Genomic DNA, 16,313 nt, shown 5'->3' with positions numbered 1-16,313 from the left:
GGCAGCGCCGGGCCCGGCTGCTGGCGGCGCTCGACCTGCTCGGCCGCGGCACCAGCGTCACCACCGTGGCGCTGGAGCTGGGCTAAGACAGCCCCAGCGCCTTCATCGCCATGTTCCGCCGCACCCTGGGCACGACGCCGGCCCGGTACCGGAGCGCCCAAGGCTGATTGCCAGTGGTCAATTCCAAGAATATAGATAGATAACCAATCTATATCCGATGGACCGATCGCGATGCCCGCTGCCCCTGCACCGGCCGACGACCCCAACGCCCTGGCCGACGAGTTGCGCCAGCCGCTGCTGCGGCTGTACCGCCGGATGCGGCAGGAGACGCAAGACGCCGACATTTCGCCGCTGCAGAACCTGCTGCTGGTGCTGATCATCAAGCAGCCCGGCATCGGCGTCGGCGCGCTGGCGGAGATGGAGGGGCTGCGCGGCCCGACCATCAGCAGCCACGTCAAGCAGCTGGAAAAGGCCGGGCTGGTCGGCCGCGCCCCGCCGGACCCGGCGGACCGGCGCCGCACCGGGCTGGTGGCGACCGAGGAAGGCCGCCGCCGGGCCGAGGCACTGCGGCAGCAGCGCACCGACTGGTTGGCCCGGCAGCTGGCGACGCTGTCGCAGGAGGAGCGGCAGGCGATCCGGGCGGCAATCCCGGCGCTGGCGGCGCTGGATCGATGAGCGCCGCCGCCCAGCCCTCGCCCGCAGCAGATCCGACCGCCCGTGAGGTGCGCATCGTGCTGATCGGGCTGATGATCGTCCTCGGCCTCAGCGCACTCGACCAGAACATCGTCGCCACCGCCCTGCCCAGCATCGTCGGCAACCTCGGCGGCGGCACTCACCTGTCCTGGGTGGTCACGGCCTATGTGCTGGCCTCGACCGGGGTCATGCCGCTGTACGGCAAGCTGAGCGACCAGTACGGCCGCAAGCCGCTGATCTCCATCGCCGTGCTGGTCTTCCTGCTGGGCTCGGCGCTGTGCGGCCTGGCCCAAAGCATGGGCCAGCTGATCGCCTTTCGCGCCATCCAGGGCCTGGGCGCCGGCGGCCTGCTGCCGCTGGCCCAGGCCACGATCGGCGACCTGGTGCCGCCGGCCCAGCGCGGCCGCCGGCAGGGATCGGTGGCGGCGGTGTTCGCCGTCTGCAGTGTCGTCGGGCCGGTGCTGGGCGGCGCCATCACCGACCTCTTGTCCTGGCACTGGATCTTCTACGTCAACCTGCCGGTCGGCGCCCTCGCCCTGGTGGTGATCGGCCGGGCGCTGCGCCGGCCGCACCGGGCCCAGAAGCGGCGGATCGACTATGTCGGCGCGGCGCTGCTGACCGGAACGACCACCGCCTTCCTGCTGGTCCTGACCCTCGGCGGATCGCAATACGCCTGGACGTCGCCGGAGATCCTGGGCACCGCGGCCGCCACGCTGGCGCTGACAATCCTGTTCACCTGGCACGCCCGCCGCACCCCCGACCCGGTGCTGCCGCTGCATCTGCTGGGCAACCGCGTCTTCGTCATCGCCTGCCTGGTCCTGGCCCTGACCTTCATGGGCATGCTGGGCGCCAGCGTGTTCTTCCCGCTGTTCTTCCAGCTGGTGCTGGGGATCAGCGCCGCGAAATCCGGCCTGCTGACCGGGCCGCTGATGCTGGGCCTCGTCGCCGCCTCGATCGCCAATGGCCGGGTGCTGCTGCGCTCCGGCCGGTACAAGCCGGCCCAGACCGCCGGGCTGGCGCTGGCGGCGCTGGCCTTCGGCACGCTGGCCTGGGCGGCGGCGACCGCGCAGGGCATTCCGGTGATCGAGCCGGCGCTGATCGCGATCGGCATCGGCCTCGGGCTGGTGATGCCGAACATGACCATCGCGGTGCAGAACGCGGTGCCGCGCCAGGATCTGGGCGCGGCGACGGCGACGCTGGCCTTCTGCCGGTCGCTGGGCGGCGCCGTCGGCGTCGCCGGGGCCGGCGCCGTCCTGGCGTCCCGGCTGCATCAGGCGGCCGGGCCGGGCGCCGATGCCGGCGGCCTGGCCCAGGCCGGGCTGCGCCAGCTCGCGGCCCTGCCGCCGGAGGCGCATGCCGCCGCGGTCGACCTCTACCGCCACGCCATCGCCACCACCTTCCTGGCCGGAACCGTGATCGTGGCGGTGGCGCTGGCGGCGCTCTTGTTCCTGCCGGAGCTGCCGCTGCGCACGAGCCATGCGGCGCCGGAGCCGCAACCGGCCGGCGACTAAAGGAAGCTGTACGGGTCGATGTCGATCTGCACCCGCACGGTGCCCGGCACCTGCACCCGCGCCACCCATTCCGCCACCAGCGGCTGCACCGCGATGCGCCGGTCGGCCTTGAAAAGCAGGCGGCGGCGATGGCGGCCGCGCAGCAGGGCCATCGGCGCCTCGGCCGGGCCCAGCACCATGATGCCGTCGCCCTGCGGCGCGGCCCGGCCGAGATCCTGCGCCGCCCGGTCGACCGCAGCGCGATCGGGGCCCGAGACGATCAGCGCCACCAACTTGCCGTAGGGCGGCAGGCCGCGCGACCGCCGCGCCTCGGCCTCCGACGCCAGGAAGCCGTCGCGGTCGTTCTTGACCAGGGTCTGCATCACGGGGTGGTCCGGCATGAAGCTCTGCAGCAGCACCCGCCCCGGCTTTTCGGCCCGTCCGGCCCGGCCGCCGACCTGGTGCAGCAGCTGCCAGGTCCTCTCCGCCGCCCGCAAATCGCCGCCGGCGAGGCCGAGATCGGCATCGACCACCCCGACCAGGGTCAGGCCCGGGAAGTTGTGCCCCTTGGCCAGGATCTGGGTGCCGATCAGCAGGTTGACCGCGCCGCTGTCGAGGTCGGCGGTCAGGTCGGCGATCGCCTGCGGGCCGGAGAAGGTGTCGGAGGCGACGATCTGCCAGCGCGCGCCCGGCAGGGTGGCATCGACCTCCTCGGCGATGCGCTCCACCCCCGGGCCGCAGGCGGCGAAGCTGCCCTCCGACTGGCAGGACGGGCAGGCCTTGGGCAGCGCCTGCCGGTGGCCGCAATGGTGGCATTCCAGCCGGCCGGCCAGGCGGTGTTCGACCAGCCAGGCGGTGCAGTTCGGGCATTCCATGCGATGGCCGCAGTGCCGGCACAGCGTCAGCGGCGCATAGCCGCGGCGGTTCAGGAACAGCATCGCCTGTTCCCCCTTGGCCAGCGTCTCCTCCACCGCCTCGCGCAACGTCGGCGACAGGAACCGGCCGCGCGCCGGCGATTCGCGCCGCATGTCGATCGCCGTCACCGTCGGCAGCTTCGCCGTGCCGTGCCGCTCGGGCAGGTGCAGCGCGGCGTAGCGCCCGGCCTCGACATTGGCCAGCGTCTCCAGCGACGGCGTGGCCGAGACCAGGATCACCGGGAAGCCGCCGAGATGGCCGCGCAGCACCGCCATGTCGCGCGCCTGGTAGACGACGCCGTCCTCCTGCTTGAACGCGCTTTCGTGCTCCTCGTCGACCACGATCAGGCCGAGATCGGGATAGGGCAGGAACAGGGCGGAGCGGGCACCGACCACGACCCGCGCCTCGCCCAGCGCCACGGCCCGCCAGTTGCGGCGGCGCTGCACCGGGGTCAGCTCGGAATGCCATTCCAGCGGCCGCACGGTTCGGCGTGCGGCGAAGCGGTCGAGCCAATTGCCCGACAGGGCGATTTCCGGCAGCAGCACCAGCACCTGGCGGCCGCGCGCCAGGGCGGCCGCCACCGCCTCGAAATACACCTCGGTCTTGCCCGAACCGGTGACGCCGTCGATCAGCGTGGTCGAGTAGCCGTCGATCGCCACCGTGTCGATCAGCGCGTCGGCGACCTCGCGCTGGGTTTCGCCGAGATCGGCCCGCGGCCGGGCCAAATCCGGCTGCGGCACCGGGTCGAAGCCGGGCAGCAGCACGACCTCCAGCAACCCCGCCTCGGCCATGCCCTTGACCACGCCGGCGCCGCAGCCGGCCTCCCGCGCCAGCTCCGCCGGCAGCCGCGGCGGCCCGTCCTCCAGCACCGCCAGCACCCGGCGGCGGGCCTGGCTGAGCTTCACCCCGTCTGGCGGCGCATCGGCGCGGCGGTAGGCCAGGATCGGTTTCGGCGCCTCCAGCGCCCCAGTCGAGGACAGGCTCATCCGCAGCACCGCGCCGGGGGGCGACACGGTGTAGCGGGCGACACGGTCGATGAAGCTGCGCGCCACCTCCGGCAGCGGAGGCAGGTCGAAGCGGTGCGTGACCTGTTTCAGCCGCGCCCGTGCCACCTGCCCGGTGCCTTCGCCCCAGACCAGGCCGATCCGGCTGAGACGGCCGAGCGGCACTTCGACATAGCTGCCGATCGGCAGATCCATGCCGTCGGGCACCGCATAATCATACGCATCGGCCAGCGGCAACGGCAGCAGCACGCGAACCGTGGCGATCGGGCCACTGTCTTCCGCTATCGCTGTCGCTGTTGTGGCCTCGGACTCCGCCATGGGCTAAACTCGCTCGCGCGGGCCGAGGTCGGCGCCGCGCATCGGCCCGAAGCGATCGCAGGCCATTGGAACGAGGCCCATGAAGTTCTTCATCGATACCGCCGACATCTCCGAAATCCGTGACCTGGCCGCCACCGGCCTGGTCGATGGTGTCACCACCAACCCCTCGCTCATCGCCAAGTCCGGGGCCAAGTTCCTGGACCTGATACCCCAGATCTGCGAAGTGGTCTCGGGTCCGGTCTCGGCCGAGGTTGCCGCGACCGACTTCGACACCATGATGGCCGAGGGCCTCAAGCTGTCCAAGATCGCGAAGAACATCGCGGTCAAGGTCCCGCTGACGCCCGCCGGCCTGAAGGTGTGCCGCACCTTGTCCGATGCCGGCACCATGGTCAACGTCACGCTGTGCTTCTCGGCCGGCCAGGCGATCCTGGCGGCCAAGGCCGGCGCGACCTTCGTGTCGCCCTTCGTCGGCCGGCTGGACGACACCGGCCAGGACGGCATGGAGCTGATCCATGACATCGTCCAGATCTTCCACAACTATCCGGCGCTGAAGACCGAGGTGCTGGTCGCTTCGATCCGCGGCCCGCAGCACGTGATCCAGGCTGCCAAGCTGGGCGCCCATGTCGGCACCCTGCCGCCCGCGGCGCTGCGCGCGCTGTACAGCCACCCGTTGACCGACAAGGGCCTGTCCACCTTCGTCGCTGACTGGGCGAAGACCGGCCAGAGCATCCTCACCGAGCAGGAGCTCGCGGCCGTCAAAAAGTCGGCGTGAGGGTCGATTGGCACAGGAAGTGAAACGTCCGGACTCCCCCGCGCTCAGCGCGGGGGATGTGTCGGCCTGGCTGCTGGCACATCCGGACTTCCTGGTCCAGCACCCGGAACTGGTGGGTCGTCTCGCCCTGCCGCCGCGGGATCGCGGCGAGGGCGTGATCGACCTGCAGGGCTATCAGGCCGAACGCCTGCGTGGCCAGGTCGACCGGCTGAAGGACCAGCAGCGGGCCTTCATCACCGCCAGCCGGGCGAACCACAACACCCAGAACCGGGTCCACGCCGCGATCCTGTTCCTGCTCGACGCCGAAAGCTTCGAGCAGTTGATCCACACGGTGTCGACCGACCTGGCCGTGCTGCTGGACCTCGATGTCGTCACCCTGCTGATCGAGGCGACCGAGGGCGAGGAATCGCCGTCGCAGAGCGCCGAGGTCCTCATCGTCGGGCCGGGTGAGATCGCCCTGCGCCTGGGCGGGCAGGAGCTGGCGCTCGAATCGGATATCGCCGGTGACGAGACGCTGTTCGGCGCCGGTGCCGGGCTGGTGCGCAGCCAGGCGCTGATCCGCCTGAATGTGTCGTCGGACACGCCGCCCTGCCTGCTGGCGCTGGGCAGCCGCGACCCTGAGATGTTCCATCCCGGCATGCGCACCGAACTGGTCGGCTTCCTCGGCCGGGTGCTGGAGCGCTGCATCCGGTCCTGGCTGACCACGGTCGGCCAGGACGGCTAGGGCCCCTGTCATGAACGCCCAGCCCGATCTGGCCCTGCCTTCGGCAGAGTCCATGGCGGGCTGGCCGGCCGCCGCCGATCTGCGCGACGCGGCCGGCCGCTGGCGGGTGTGGCTGGAGGATGAGAAGCGGGTCTCGCCGCACACGCTGCGGGCCTATCTCGGCGATGTCGGGCGCTTCGTCGCCTTCCTGTCCGACCATCTCGGCCGGCCACCCGGCCTGAACGACCTGTCGGCCGCCGCCCTGTCCGACCTGCGCGCCTTCCAGTCGCGCCGCGCCGCCGGCGGTGCCGGGGCGGCCACACGGGCGCGCGGCCTGTCCGGCGTCCGCAACTTCCTGACCCATCTCGACCGCATCGGCGTGCTGCACAACGCCGCGATCGGGTCCCTGCGCAACCCGAAGCTGCCGCAGCGCCTGCCGCGGCCGCTGACCGTCGTCGATGCGCTGTCCGCCGTCGATACGGCGGCGACGCTGGGCGACGAAGAGTGGATCGGCCTGCGCGACCGGGCCCTGCTGGCGCTGCTGTATGGCTGCGGCCTGCGCCTGGGCGAGGCGCTGGGGCTGACCCGGCGCGAGGCGCCGCAGGGCGACACGCTGGTGGTCACCGGCAAGGGCCGCAAGCAGCGCATGGTGCCGGTGCTGCCGGCGGTGCGCGAGGCCATCGACGCCTATGTCGCCGCCTGCCCCTTCCCGCTGACGGCCGGGGGCCCGCTGTTCCTGGGCGCCCGCGGAGGCCCGCTGAACCCGGCCGTGGCCGAACGCCAGATGCGCCAGCTGCGCGTCGTGCTGGGCCTGCCCGATTCGGCGACGCCGCATGCGCTGCGCCACAGCTTCGCCACCCATCTGCTGGCCGGCGGCGGCGATCTGCGCACGATCCAGGAGCTGCTGGGCCACGCCGCGCTGTCCACCACCCAGCGCTACACCGGCGTCGACACCGAGCGGCTGATGACCGTCTATGCCGACGCCCACCCCAGGGCCCGGCGCGCGGGCAGCTGAGCCGGCGCCAGCAGGAGGATCCGATGACCGACGCCCCCGATCACGACGAGGACTCCTGGGGTCCGTCCACCACCGCGATCCACCACGGCTATGATCCCGCCACGGCGCAGGGCGCGCTGACGCCGCCGATCTACATGACCTCGACCTACGCCTTCCCCGACACCGAATCGGGCGCGGCGCTGTTCCGCGGCGAGGGCGAAGGCTACATCTACGGCCGCCGCCACAACCCGACCCAGACCATCCTGGAAGACCGCATCGCGCGCCTCGAAGGCGCCGCCGCGGCGGTGGCGATGGCGTCGGGCATCGCCTGCATCACCACGCCGATGTGGACGCTGCTGCAGGCCGGCGACGAGGTGGTGATCGACCAGACCCTGTACGGCAACACCTATGCCTTCTTCATGCAGGGCCTGACCCGGTTCGGGGTCAAGGTCACCAAGGTCGACATGACCCGCCTTGAGACACTGCAGGCGGCGCTGACCGCCCGGACCCGGGTGGTCTATTTCGAGACGCCGGCCAACCCGAACCTGCGCGTGATCGACATCCGCGCCGTGTCCGACCTGTCCAGGCGGGCAGCGCCCGATGCGCTGGTCGTCGTCGACAACACCTTCTGCACCCCGATCCTGCAGCGGCCGCTCGACCACGGCGCCGATCTGGTGCTGCATTCGGCGACCAAGTTCCTGAGCGGGCATGGCGACGTGCTCGGCGGGGTGCTGGCCGGGCCGGCCGACATCATCACCCGGGTGCGCAACGAAGGGCTGCGCTACCTCACCGGCGCGACGCTGTCGCCGATGAACGCCCATCTGGTGCTGCGTGGGCTGAAGACGCTGGAAATCCGGATGGCGCAGCACTCCCGCTCCGCCACCGCCGTGGCGCAGCTGCTGGAAAGCCATTCGGCGGTGGCGCGCGTGTTCTATCCCGGGCTGGAATCGCACGAACAATTCGCGCTGGCCGGCCGGCAGATGAAGCTGCCCGGCGGGCTGGTCGCGTTCGAACTGAAGCGCGGCCTGGAAGCCGGCCGCAAATTCATGGACCGGCTGAAGGTGGTCACGCTGGCGGTCAGCCTGGGCGACGCGGAATCGCTGGTCCAGCACCCCGCCAGCATGACCCATGCGAACTACACGCCGGAGGAGCGGGCAGCACAGGGCATCGGCGAGGGGCTGGTGCGCCTGTCGGTCGGGCTGGAGAACACACCCGACATCCTGGCCGACATCGAGCAGGCGCTGGGCAACCTGTAGGCGGGCCTCTCGGCCGATTCTCGCGTTGCCTCTCCCGCCTGGCGGGAGAGGCCGGGCGTCCGCAGGACGACCGGGTGAGGGTTGGCCCTGGCCTCGACGAAGAACCCTCACCCGGAGCCGCTTCGCGTCTCCGACCTCTCCCGCAAGCGGGAGAGGCAACGCGTTCCCGTCCTGGTGTTCCTCAGCCCGGTAACCCGTTCTCGAAGCAGTAGTGCAGCGTCGGGAAGCTGCGGCGCAGCGCCACCACGTCGGGCAGCACCGCCTCCGGCGCCTCGCCGCGCACCAGCACGCGGGCGATCAACTCGGCGATCGCGTCCATCTCGCGCTCGCGCATGCCGAAGCGGGTGACTTCGATGGTGCCGATGCGCAGGCCGCCGGGGTAATCCCAATCCTCCTTGCGGTCGGCCGGCAGCAGGTTCTTGTTCACGATCAGGTTGGCGCGTTCCAGAAGCTGCGCCGCCGCCAGGCCCCGGCCGAAGCCGCGGGCATCGGCGATGGCCTGGTGCGTGGTGGTGAAGCCCTTATGCGCGCCGAGCATCGGGATGCCGCGATCCTGCAGCGCCTGGGCCAGCGCCTTGGCGTTGGCGACGATCTGCGCCTGCAGCGCCGCGCCGAACGCGATCGCCTCCGCCGTCGCCAGCGCCAGCGCCGCCACCCGGTTGACCTGGTGCGTCGCCGCCCAGATCGGGAAGACGGCCGTGGTCACCGCCTCGGTGATATCGGGGTCATTCCACAGGATGATGCCGGATTGCGGGCCGGCGAAGGTCTTGCCCGCCGAGCCGGTGACGATGTCCGCCCCTTCCCCCAGCGGGTCCTGGAATTGGCCGCCGCCGATCAGGCCGAGCTGGTGCGCGGCATCGAAGAAGAAGCGGCCGCCCCAATCGGCGATCACCTCGCGCATCGCCGCCACCGGCTGCGGAAACAGCGTCATCGACAGGCCCAGCGCCACCAGTTTCGGCCGGGCCAGCGGCGCCGCCCCCCGGAACAGGTCGAGGTCGACCACCAGCTCGTCCGGGTCCATCGGAATGTCGACGATGGTGCGGCCCATGGCCCCGGCAGGGCCATCGAGCCGGTTCGAGGAATGGCCGCCGGTGGGCTGCGGCGCTGTCATCACCACATCGCCCGGCGCGGTCAGGGCGGTGTAGGCCACGGCGTTGCCGATCATCGAGGCGCACATGCGGTGGTCGGCATAGTGGCAGCGGAAATGCCGCTTCAGCAGCTCGACGCATAGCGCCTCGACCTCGTCGATATGGCGGGTGCCGGCGAACCAGCGGTTGACCCGGCCGATATGGCCCTCCGCCGCTCGGGTGCCGATCTCGGCCGCCAGCAGCGCCCGCACGCCCGGGCTGGTCGGCGCCTCGGGCGCCAGCAGGTTGATGCAGCTTTCGCCGCGCCATTGCGCGTTGCGGTCGACCGCGGCCTTGACCGCCTCACCCATCGCCTCCGCATCGGCGCAGGAATCCAGCACGGCACGCGCCGTGGCCAGCGTGTCGCGGTCGTGCACCTCGATGCGGTTCGTCAGATCCGTCTGCGCCATTCCGGCCTCCCTGGTTCGGTCGATCCAGGCTAGGGCAGAATGAATGGGAATGGATTTCGATTTACAGGCTCGGATTTTCCGTTTTGGATCGCCGCAGACGGCGTTTGGAGAAATCTGTGAAAAGTCCCGACCGCAGCCGCCCGGCCCTAATAGAGCTCGACGCCATCGACCGGCGCATCCTCGATCTGCTGCAGGAAGACAACCAGATCACCAACCTGGCCCTGGCCGAACGCGTCGGCCTGTCGCCGCCGGCCTGCCTGAAGCGGGTGCGGCGGCTGCGCCAGGATGGGGTGGTGGTGAAGGATGTCGCGCTGGTAGACCCGGAGAAGGTCGGCCAGACCATCGTCGCCTTCGTCGGGGTCGAGCTGGACCGCCAGCGCGAGGACGTGCTGGCCGCCTTCGAGCGCAAGATCGCCGCCGAGCCGGAGGTGCAGCAATGCTATTTCGTATCCGGCGAGATCGACTACCTGCTGGTCGTCACCTGCCGCGACATGGAGGCCTACAACCTGTTCTGCCGTCGCGTGCTGGCGAACGAACACAACATCAAGCGCTTCCGCACCAGCTTCAACCTGTCCCGCGTGAAGTACGAGACCAAGGTGCCGATCGGGGCGTGACGGCCCTTACCGGGTGGGGACCGGGACGTCCTTGGAGTAGTCGTAGAAGCCACGCTTGGTCTTGCGGCCGAGCCAGCCGGCCTCGACATACTTCACCAGCAGCGGACAGGGCCGGTACTTGCTGTCGGCCAGGCCGTCATACAGCACGTTCATGATCGACAGGCAGGTGTCGAGGCCTATGAAATCCGCCAGCTCCAGCGGCCCCATCGGGTGGTTGGCGCCGAGCTTCATCGAGGTGTCGATCGCCTCGACCGAGCCCACGCCCTCATAGAGGGTGTAGACCGCCTCGTTGATCATCGGCAGCAGGATGCGGTTGACGATGAACGCGGGGAAATCTTCCGACACCGCCGGGGTCTTGCCCAGCTTCACCGACAGCTCGTGGATCGCCTCATAGGTCGCGTCGTCGGTGGCGATGCCGCGGATCACCTCCACCAGCTTCATCACCGGCACCGGATTCATGAAGTGCATGCCGATGAAGCGTTCCGGACGATCGGTCGTTGCCGCGAGCCGGGTGATCGAGATCGAACTGGTGTTGGTCGCCACGATCGCGCGGTCGTTCAGATGCGGCACCAGCTGCTTGAAGATCTCACGCTTGACCGGCTCGTTCTCGGTCGCGGCCTCGATCACCAGGTCGCAATCCTTGAAGCCCTGGTACTCGGTGATGCCATGGATGCGGGACAGCGCGGCGGCCTTCTCCTCGACCGTCAGCTTGCCGCGGGCAACCAGCCGCTCGAAATTGCCGTCGATGTGTTCGACCGCCCGCGCCAACGCCTTCGGATCGACATCCAGGAGCCGGATGGTGAAGCCGTTCTGCGCGCCGACATGGGCAATACCGCTGCCCATCTGCCCTGCGCCGATCACACCGATCGTCTGGATCATGCCTGGTTCCGCTCCGAACGTCCCTGAGCCATAGGCTGCCCGCATTGGTGCGGTGCAGCAAAGAGGTCGAACGATAGTGATGTCCGACATAGCTTGTCAACGCGACTGCCGCCCACGCAAGCATCTTGCCCAAGCGCTGGGCATATTCTGTTATCGGTGCGCGCCCGGCACCCACAGCACGTCCGCCTTGCCGTCAACGTTCAGATGGCGCGCCAGCACGAACAGATGGTCCGACAGCCGGTTGGCGTATTTCAGCGCCTCCGGGTTCACCGGCTCCGCCTCCATCAGCGCCGTGACCAGCCGCTCCGCCCGCCGCACCACGGTGCGGGCGTGGTGCAGATGCGCGGCGGCGGCGCTGCCGCCCGGCAGCACGAAGCTGTTCAGCGGCGCCAGCATCGCGTTCATGGCGTCGATCTCGTGCTCCAGCCGCGCCACCTGCGCCGCGGTCACCCGCAGCGGCGGGTATTTCGGCGCCTGCTCTTCCGGGGTCGCCAGATCGGCGCCGAGGTCGAACAGGTCGTTCTGGATGCGGCCGAGCATGGCGTCAGCCTCGCCCGCGCTATGCAGCCGGACCAGGCCGATCACGGCATTGGCTTCATCCACCGTGCCATAGGCCTCGACCCGCAGATCATGCTTCGGCACCCGGCGGCCGCCGACGAGCGAGGTCTGCCCGGCATCGCCGCCGCGGGTGTAGATCCGGGTCAGCGTCACCATGCTTGCGGCTCCCAGGTCGTCAGGACGTCCACAGGGCCAGCATGAAGAACAGGATGGCCAGGGCCTGGAAGCCGATGCGGGCCTGCATCAGCTTGTTGCCCCATTTCTTGTTGAACGGGCCGTTTTGCGCCATGCCGAAAACGCCGGTGGCGAGCGACGCGACGACCCCGATCATGCAGATCACGGCCAGGATGATGAAGACGATGTTCATGCCAGGATTATAGGACGCGTCCCGCGGGCCGAACAGACCGATTGCGGAAATCTGTCATGGTCCGGGCCCTCTCAACCAGGGCGGCGGCGCGGCAGCGGCACGCCCGCCGCCTGCGGCGGCTTCGGCCGGGCGCCGGGCGCAGCCACCGCCGGAACCGGCTGGGCCGAGGCCAGGGCCGGCCGGTCGCGCGGCGGCGGCACGACGAAGGGCGCAGGCGTCGTGGCCCGGGGCAGCAACGCCTCGACCGCCGGCGCCGTGGTGCCCGGCGTCGCCGGAACGTTGATCAGCGATTCGGGAGCACGCGGGGCCGGAGCAGTGCTGGCCGCCTGCACCGGAGCCGGCGCGATCGGGGCCGGAATCGATGGGGCCGGCGGTGGCGCAGCGGCAACTGCCGTAGCGACCGGGGCCGGCTGGGCCGTTCCGGGACGCGGAGCCGGGCGGGGCGCCGCCGGCGGCGTGGTCAGCACCCGGACGCTCGGGTGGCCCTGCACCACCGCGGGTGCAGCCGGCTGGCCGCTCGGAGCCGCAGCGACAGCCGCCTGGCCGGTGCCGGGCCGGGCGCGGGGCACCGGCGCCTGGGTCGGACCGGCGACGGGCGTGTCGTCGGGGGCATCCGGGTTGCGCGGGCGCAGCCCCGGGCGGGGCGGCTTGAACGGCGCCCGCGGCAGCGCCGCCACCTGGGTCGCGGCGGGCGCGGCCGGCACATCGGCGGGCTGGGCGGCCGCGGCGCGGGAATCGGCGGGACGAGAATCGCCCGGCGCACGGCCGGACGGGGCGGCCGGCGTATCGCTGGCACCTGCTTCCTCGACACCTTCATCCTCGGAGGGCGACGAGACCGGCCTCGACGAGGCCACCACCTTCGGCCGCACCGGCTGGTCCGGCGTCACGTCGGCCGGCGCGGCCTGGGCCGCCTCGATCGAGGCATTCAGCGCCCAGCGCTGGGCGCCGATGCGGCAGCCCACCGCCTGGCCTTCCTGGCCCTGGCGGCCGATGCGGAAGATGCGGCAGACGCGCGGCGAGGTCTGGGTCTGCACCACGGTGACCGACATGCCGGACGGCAGGCGCTGGGGCGCATTGGTCCGTTCGGTCTCGAGGATGCGCTGCAACGCCCGCATGTCGTCGGACGACAGGTTGCCGAGATCGACCGCCGCCACGGCCGGGCCGGCCAGCGCCAGCAGCAGCAACGCCGCCCCGCCCACCGTCACGATCCGACCGATCCAAGCCTGCCGCACCACAGGTTCCTCCACCCCGAACGGGCGGACATTACGGCGAGACCGGGGCCCGGCTCAAGGCAAGCCTTTCGGCGCCGCCCCGGCCCGCTGCGCCGCCGTGCTGCCCAGCTTGGCGCGGATCGCGGTTTCCCCGGCGCCCGACATGATCTAGACCGGATATATGAGCCTGATCGACCGCATCCGCACCTGCACCGCCCATGATCCCGCGACGCTGCGCCCGTGGCGGATCGGCGCCACCGTCGCCGGCTGGGCCACCCCGCCCGTCGCCGCGCTGTTCGACCGGCTGCCGGATTTGCTGCGACCCGACGGGCGCGGCTGGCGCCTGGACGATTGCCTGGCCGGGCCGGAGGCGCGGACCGCGGCGCTGGAGGCCGTCACCGACCGGCTGATCGAGGCCGGCCTGGTGCGCAAGCGCCGGGACGAGCGCTATCCGGTGCTGGCCGAATGGGGCACGCCGCGACTGGCGACCGTCGACCGAGGTGTCGCCGTGGCGCTGGGTATCAAATCCTTCGGCGTCCATCTCAACGGCGTGGTCGAGTCGCCGGACGGGCCGCTGCTGTGGATCGGCCGGCGCTCCGCCGACCGGGCGCTGGACCCCGGCAAGCTCGACAACATCGTCGCCGGCGGCCAGCCGGCCGACCTGTCCCTGGCCGACAACGTGGTCAAGGAATGCGCCGAGGAGGCCGGGCTGCCCGAGGCGCTGGCGCGGCAGGCGGTGCCGGCCGGCGCCATCACCTACATCATGCAGACGGCGGAAGGCCTGCGCCGGGACACGCTGTTCGTCTACGACCTGGCCCTGGCCACCGGCCTGGAACCGCGCAACACCGACGGCGAGGTCGAGGCCTTCGAACGCTGGCCCCTGGCCGCGGCGCTGGAGCGGATCCGCGACACCACCGATTTCAAGTTCAACGTCGCGCTCGTCATCATCGACCTGGCGATCCGCCGCGGCCTGATCGGCCCGGACGAGCCGGATTACCTGGCCCTGTGCCGTGGCCTGCGGGAGCCGACGGATCTACGCAGCAATGTCGCCCCGTGATAGGAACAATCATCCACCCATGGCGTTCAACCGGTAGCCTTTGATCCCCGGAGCTTCCATGCGACTTCTGCCGCTCTTACTCGCCCTCGGCCTGGCCCTTCCCGTCGTCGCTTGCGGCGGCAGCAGCCACACGCCGCCGCCCGGCGAGGCCGGCGCGACCACGGGGCAGGAGTTGATCGACCTGGACAGCGCCTATCGCAAGGGCGCGATCACCCAGGACGAATATGAAGAGCAGCGCGACAAGATCCTGAACAAGTAGGGCGGGACCCGGCCGGGGACGGCGCCGGCCGACAGCGAATGGACGAATGGCGCCGGACGTGGGAAAGTGCCGGGCCGTTGCCGCTGCCGTCGCGCTGGCATCGGGAGGTACCATCCGATGAAAGAAATCAAGACCAGCCCCCGCCCCGAAGTCGTACCGAAAACGGAACGGCCCCGGCTGCACAAGGTCATCCTGATCAACGATGATTTCACGCCCCGCGACTTCGTCGTCTCGGTGCTGAAGGCGGAGTTCCGCGTCAGCGAGGGCCAGGCCCATCAGGTGATGGTCACCGCCCACACCCGCGGGTCCTGCGTCGTCGCCGTCTACACCAAGGACGTGGCCGAGACCCGGGCGACCAGGGCCACCGAGGCCGGGCGCAACAACGGCTTTCCCCTGCTGTTCACGACCGAGCCGGAGCAGTAGGGAAGCCGGCCAGCGCCTGCACTTCGGCCGCGGATCTTCCCTCTGCCCGATAGGCGCGGATCGCAGCGGCATCGTGGCGCTTGGCCAGGCGCTTGCCATCGGCGTCGGTCAACAGCGGATGGTGGCGCCAGACCGGCACCCGGTAGCCCAGCAGCGCCTGCAGCAGGCGATGAACATGCGTCGCCTCGAACAGGTCGCGGCCGCGGGTGACTGTCGTGACGCCCTGGATCTCGTCATCCACCGTCACCGCCAGGTGATAGCTGGTCGGCGTGTCCTTGCGTGCCAGCACCACATCGCCATGCAGCTCCGGCCGCGCCGCCTGCACCCCCGCCAATTCGTCGGTCCAGGACAGCTGGCCGCAGCGCAGCGCCGCCTCGGCGACGTCGAGCCGCAGGGCATAGGGCCGGCCTCCGGCCAGGCGATCGGCCCGGGCCTGCGGCGACAGCCGGCGGCAGGTGCCAGGGTAAAGAATCCCGTCCGGTCCATGCGGCGCGCTCTGCATCCCGGCGATCTCGGCCTGGATTTCACGCCGGGTGCAGAAGCAGGGATATACCAGCCCCTGCCCCTCCAGCACCGCGAGGGCCGCCCGGTAGTCGCCCCAATGCTCCGACTGGCGCCGCACCGGCCCGTCCCAGTCGAGGCCGAGCCACGCCAGGTCCTCCAGGATCGCCGCCTCGAACTCCGGCCGGCAGCGCCCCTGGTCGATATCCTCGATCCGCAGCAGGAACCGCCCCCCCTCCGCCCGCGCCCGGCACCAGCCGGCCAGCGCCGAATGCGCGTGGCCGAGATGCAGGAGCCCGGTCGGGCTGGGGGCGAAGCGGGTGATGGTGGTCATGGCGGCAGGCAGCAAAGAGGACGCCGCCCGCCCTCGTCAAGGCCGTCGGTTCAGGCGGCGATGGCCAGGTGGAGCGCCGGTGCCGGCATCGCCAGCGGCCGCGGCAGGATCGCGACCGACAAGGCGGGGATCAGCGGCCATGGTCGCCCCCCTGTCATCATGGCCCGGCGGATCATGCTGCCGCCCGTCGGCCGGACGCCGCGACGCCGGTTCGGCGCTGGGCGTCAGATCGTTGGAACGGCCCCAGTCTATGCGGCGGCGCATGGCCCGGTAGGTCCAGATGGGATTGATCGTTGGTGCCAGATGGCCCTTCCATGAGTCCAGATACCCCCTTTCGATGGGTCCAGAAGGCCGGCACCGCGGCGGCGAGCCCGGTTGACAGGACGGGGGCCGACCGGGAGAGATGGGGCATGAGCACGAACCGCCCC

General features: G+C 70.9%; 17 protein-coding genes. 10 read left to right on the top strand and 7 right to left on the bottom strand.

From position 1 onward, the window contains the following. Nucleotides 1-231 precede the first annotated feature (231 nt). Together AC3XYG_RS23165 and AC3XYG_RS23160 are read left to right on the top strand one after the other, a co-directional pair. Nucleotides 232-675, top strand: coding sequence for a MarR family winged helix-turn-helix transcriptional regulator (locus tag AC3XYG_RS23165; RefSeq protein ID WP_489142226.1), 444 nt, complete (start codon nt 232-234; stop codon nt 673-675). After that, on the top strand, nt 672-2,204 hold the full coding sequence (locus tag AC3XYG_RS23160; RefSeq protein WP_489142225.1) for an MDR family MFS transporter: 1,533 nt from the start codon (nt 672-674) through the stop codon (nt 2,202-2,204). Before AC3XYG_RS23165 ends, AC3XYG_RS23160 begins: the two co-directional genes overlap by 4 nt. Here AC3XYG_RS23160 and AC3XYG_RS23155 read toward each other — a convergent pair. Then, nucleotides 2,201-4,420 (bottom strand): primosomal protein N', encoded by a 2,220-nt coding sequence (locus AC3XYG_RS23155; RefSeq protein WP_489142224.1) that lies wholly within the window; start codon nt 4,418-4,420, stop codon nt 2,201-2,203. The genes AC3XYG_RS23160 and AC3XYG_RS23155 overlap by 4 nt on opposite strands. A gap of 79 nt (nt 4,421-4,499) precedes the next feature. On the opposite strand from AC3XYG_RS23155, the gene fsa reads away from it, so the two are divergent. From fsa to AC3XYG_RS23135, 4 genes are read left to right on the top strand one after another with little or no spacing between them, the layout of a single operon-like run. After that, nucleotides 4,500-5,192: a fructose-6-phosphate aldolase gene (fsa, locus tag AC3XYG_RS23150; RefSeq protein WP_489142223.1), complete on the top strand. Its 693-nt coding sequence runs from the start codon at nt 4,500-4,502 to the stop codon at nt 5,190-5,192. Between the two features lie 19 nt (nt 5,193-5,211). Beyond that, nucleotides 5,212-5,916 carry a DUF484 family protein gene (locus tag AC3XYG_RS23145; protein WP_489142222.1) on the top strand — a complete coding sequence of 235 codons (705 nt, stop codon included), beginning with the start codon at nt 5,212-5,214 and terminating at the stop codon, nt 5,914-5,916. A 10-nt stretch (nt 5,917-5,926) separates the two neighbouring features. After that, nucleotides 5,927-6,910, top strand: coding sequence for a tyrosine recombinase XerC (locus AC3XYG_RS23140; protein ID WP_489142221.1), 984 nt, complete (start codon nt 5,927-5,929; stop codon nt 6,908-6,910). A 23-nt stretch (nt 6,911-6,933) separates the two neighbouring features. Beyond that, entirely contained in the window at nt 6,934-8,145 is a 1,212-nt protein-coding gene (locus tag AC3XYG_RS23135; protein ID WP_489142220.1) for a trans-sulfuration enzyme family protein, read from the top strand. A 181-nt stretch (nt 8,146-8,326) separates the two neighbouring features. Here AC3XYG_RS23135 and glyA read toward each other — a convergent pair whose 3' ends face one another. Beyond that, the gene (gene glyA, locus AC3XYG_RS23130) at nt 8,327-9,682 is read right to left on the bottom strand and encodes a serine hydroxymethyltransferase (protein ID WP_489142219.1); all 1,356 of its coding nucleotides are present in this window, start codon (nt 9,680-9,682) and stop codon (nt 8,327-8,329) included. A gap of 116 nt (nt 9,683-9,798) precedes the next feature. On the opposite strand from glyA, the gene AC3XYG_RS23125 reads away from it, so the two are divergent. Continuing rightward, nucleotides 9,799-10,296 carry an Lrp/AsnC family transcriptional regulator gene (locus AC3XYG_RS23125; protein ID WP_489142218.1) on the top strand — a complete coding sequence of 166 codons (498 nt, stop codon included), beginning with the start codon at nt 9,799-9,801 and terminating at the stop codon, nt 10,294-10,296. Nucleotides 10,297-10,302: 6 nt separating this feature from the next. On the opposite strand, the gene AC3XYG_RS23120 is transcribed toward AC3XYG_RS23125, so the two are convergent. The 4 genes from AC3XYG_RS23120 to AC3XYG_RS23105 all read right to left on the bottom strand — a co-directional run bounded on the left by AC3XYG_RS23120 (nt 10,303) and on the right by AC3XYG_RS23105 (nt 13,335). Next, on the bottom strand, nt 10,303-11,175 hold the full coding sequence (locus AC3XYG_RS23120) for a 3-hydroxybutyryl-CoA dehydrogenase (protein ID WP_489142217.1): 873 nt from the start codon (nt 11,173-11,175) through the stop codon (nt 10,303-10,305). Nucleotides 11,176-11,325: 150 nt separating this feature from the next. Continuing rightward, nucleotides 11,326-11,889 carry a cob(I)yrinic acid a,c-diamide adenosyltransferase gene (locus AC3XYG_RS23115; protein ID WP_489142216.1) on the bottom strand — a complete coding sequence of 188 codons (564 nt, stop codon included), beginning with the start codon at nt 11,887-11,889 and terminating at the stop codon, nt 11,326-11,328. A 19-nt stretch (nt 11,890-11,908) separates the two neighbouring features. Beyond that, nucleotides 11,909-12,100, bottom strand: coding sequence for a twin transmembrane helix small protein (locus AC3XYG_RS23110; RefSeq protein WP_489142215.1), 192 nt, complete (start codon nt 12,098-12,100; stop codon nt 11,909-11,911). A 71-nt stretch (nt 12,101-12,171) separates the two neighbouring features. Continuing rightward, nucleotides 12,172-13,335 (bottom strand): hypothetical protein, encoded by a 1,164-nt coding sequence (locus AC3XYG_RS23105; RefSeq protein ID WP_489142214.1) that lies wholly within the window; start codon nt 13,333-13,335, stop codon nt 12,172-12,174. A gap of 157 nt (nt 13,336-13,492) precedes the next feature. Here AC3XYG_RS23105 and AC3XYG_RS23100 point away from each other — a divergent pair, with 157 nt between their 5' ends. The 3 genes from AC3XYG_RS23100 (at nt 13,493) to clpS (ending at nt 15,050) form a co-directional block, all read left to right on the top strand. Then, the gene (locus AC3XYG_RS23100; protein WP_489142213.1) at nt 13,493-14,368 is read left to right on the top strand and encodes an NUDIX hydrolase; all 876 of its coding nucleotides are present in this window, start codon (nt 13,493-13,495) and stop codon (nt 14,366-14,368) included. A gap of 58 nt (nt 14,369-14,426) precedes the next feature. Next, a complete protein-coding gene (locus AC3XYG_RS23095; RefSeq protein WP_489142212.1) occupies nt 14,427-14,627 on the top strand; it encodes an SHOCT domain-containing protein in 201 nt (66 codons plus the stop codon). 117 nt (nt 14,628-14,744) lie between these two features. After that, nucleotides 14,745-15,050 (top strand): ATP-dependent Clp protease adapter ClpS, encoded by a 306-nt coding sequence (clpS, locus tag AC3XYG_RS23090; protein WP_489142211.1) that lies wholly within the window; start codon nt 14,745-14,747, stop codon nt 15,048-15,050. Here clpS and gluQRS read toward each other — a convergent pair. Then, on the bottom strand, nt 15,028-15,885 hold the full coding sequence (gluQRS, locus tag AC3XYG_RS23085) for a tRNA glutamyl-Q(34) synthetase GluQRS (RefSeq protein ID WP_489142210.1): 858 nt from the start codon (nt 15,883-15,885) through the stop codon (nt 15,028-15,030). The genes clpS and gluQRS overlap by 23 nt on opposite strands. Nucleotides 15,886-16,313 lie beyond the last annotated feature (428 nt).

The sequence above is a fragment of the Inquilinus sp. genome, assembly GCF_057815775.1.
This window is presented reverse-complemented; position numbering and strand designations above follow the sequence as displayed.

What these genes read in the sequence shown, in the direction of transcription:
- AC3XYG_RS23165 (WP_489142226.1), top strand. Translation starts at nt 232, where the DNA reads ATGCCCGCTGCCCCTGCACCGGCCGACGACCCCAACGCCCTGGCCGAC.
- AC3XYG_RS23160 (WP_489142225.1), top strand. Translation starts at nt 672, where the DNA reads ATGAGCGCCGCCGCCCAGCCCTCGCCCGCAGCAGATCCGACCGCCCGT.
- AC3XYG_RS23155 (WP_489142224.1), bottom strand. Translation starts at nt 4,420, where the DNA reads ATGGCGGAGTCCGAGGCCACAACAGCGACAGCGATAGCGGAAGACAGT.
- fsa (WP_489142223.1), top strand. Translation starts at nt 4,500, where the DNA reads ATGAAGTTCTTCATCGATACCGCCGACATCTCCGAAATCCGTGACCTG.
- AC3XYG_RS23140 (WP_489142221.1), top strand. Translation starts at nt 5,927, where the DNA reads ATGAACGCCCAGCCCGATCTGGCCCTGCCTTCGGCAGAGTCCATGGCG.
- AC3XYG_RS23135 (WP_489142220.1), top strand. Translation starts at nt 6,934, where the DNA reads ATGACCGACGCCCCCGATCACGACGAGGACTCCTGGGGTCCGTCCACC.
- glyA (WP_489142219.1), bottom strand. Translation starts at nt 9,682, where the DNA reads ATGGCGCAGACGGATCTGACGAACCGCATCGAGGTGCACGACCGCGAC.
- AC3XYG_RS23120 (WP_489142217.1), bottom strand. Translation starts at nt 11,175, where the DNA reads ATGATCCAGACGATCGGTGTGATCGGCGCAGGGCAGATGGGCAGCGGT.
- AC3XYG_RS23115 (WP_489142216.1), bottom strand. Translation starts at nt 11,889, where the DNA reads ATGGTGACGCTGACCCGGATCTACACCCGCGGCGGCGATGCCGGGCAG.
- AC3XYG_RS23110 (WP_489142215.1), bottom strand. Translation starts at nt 12,100, where the DNA reads ATGAACATCGTCTTCATCATCCTGGCCGTGATCTGCATGATCGGGGTC.
- AC3XYG_RS23100 (WP_489142213.1), top strand. Translation starts at nt 13,493, where the DNA reads ATGAGCCTGATCGACCGCATCCGCACCTGCACCGCCCATGATCCCGCG.
- AC3XYG_RS23095 (WP_489142212.1), top strand. Translation starts at nt 14,427, where the DNA reads ATGCGACTTCTGCCGCTCTTACTCGCCCTCGGCCTGGCCCTTCCCGTC.
- clpS (WP_489142211.1), top strand. Translation starts at nt 14,745, where the DNA reads ATGAAAGAAATCAAGACCAGCCCCCGCCCCGAAGTCGTACCGAAAACG.
- gluQRS (WP_489142210.1), bottom strand. Translation starts at nt 15,885, where the DNA reads ATGACCACCATCACCCGCTTCGCCCCCAGCCCGACCGGGCTCCTGCAT.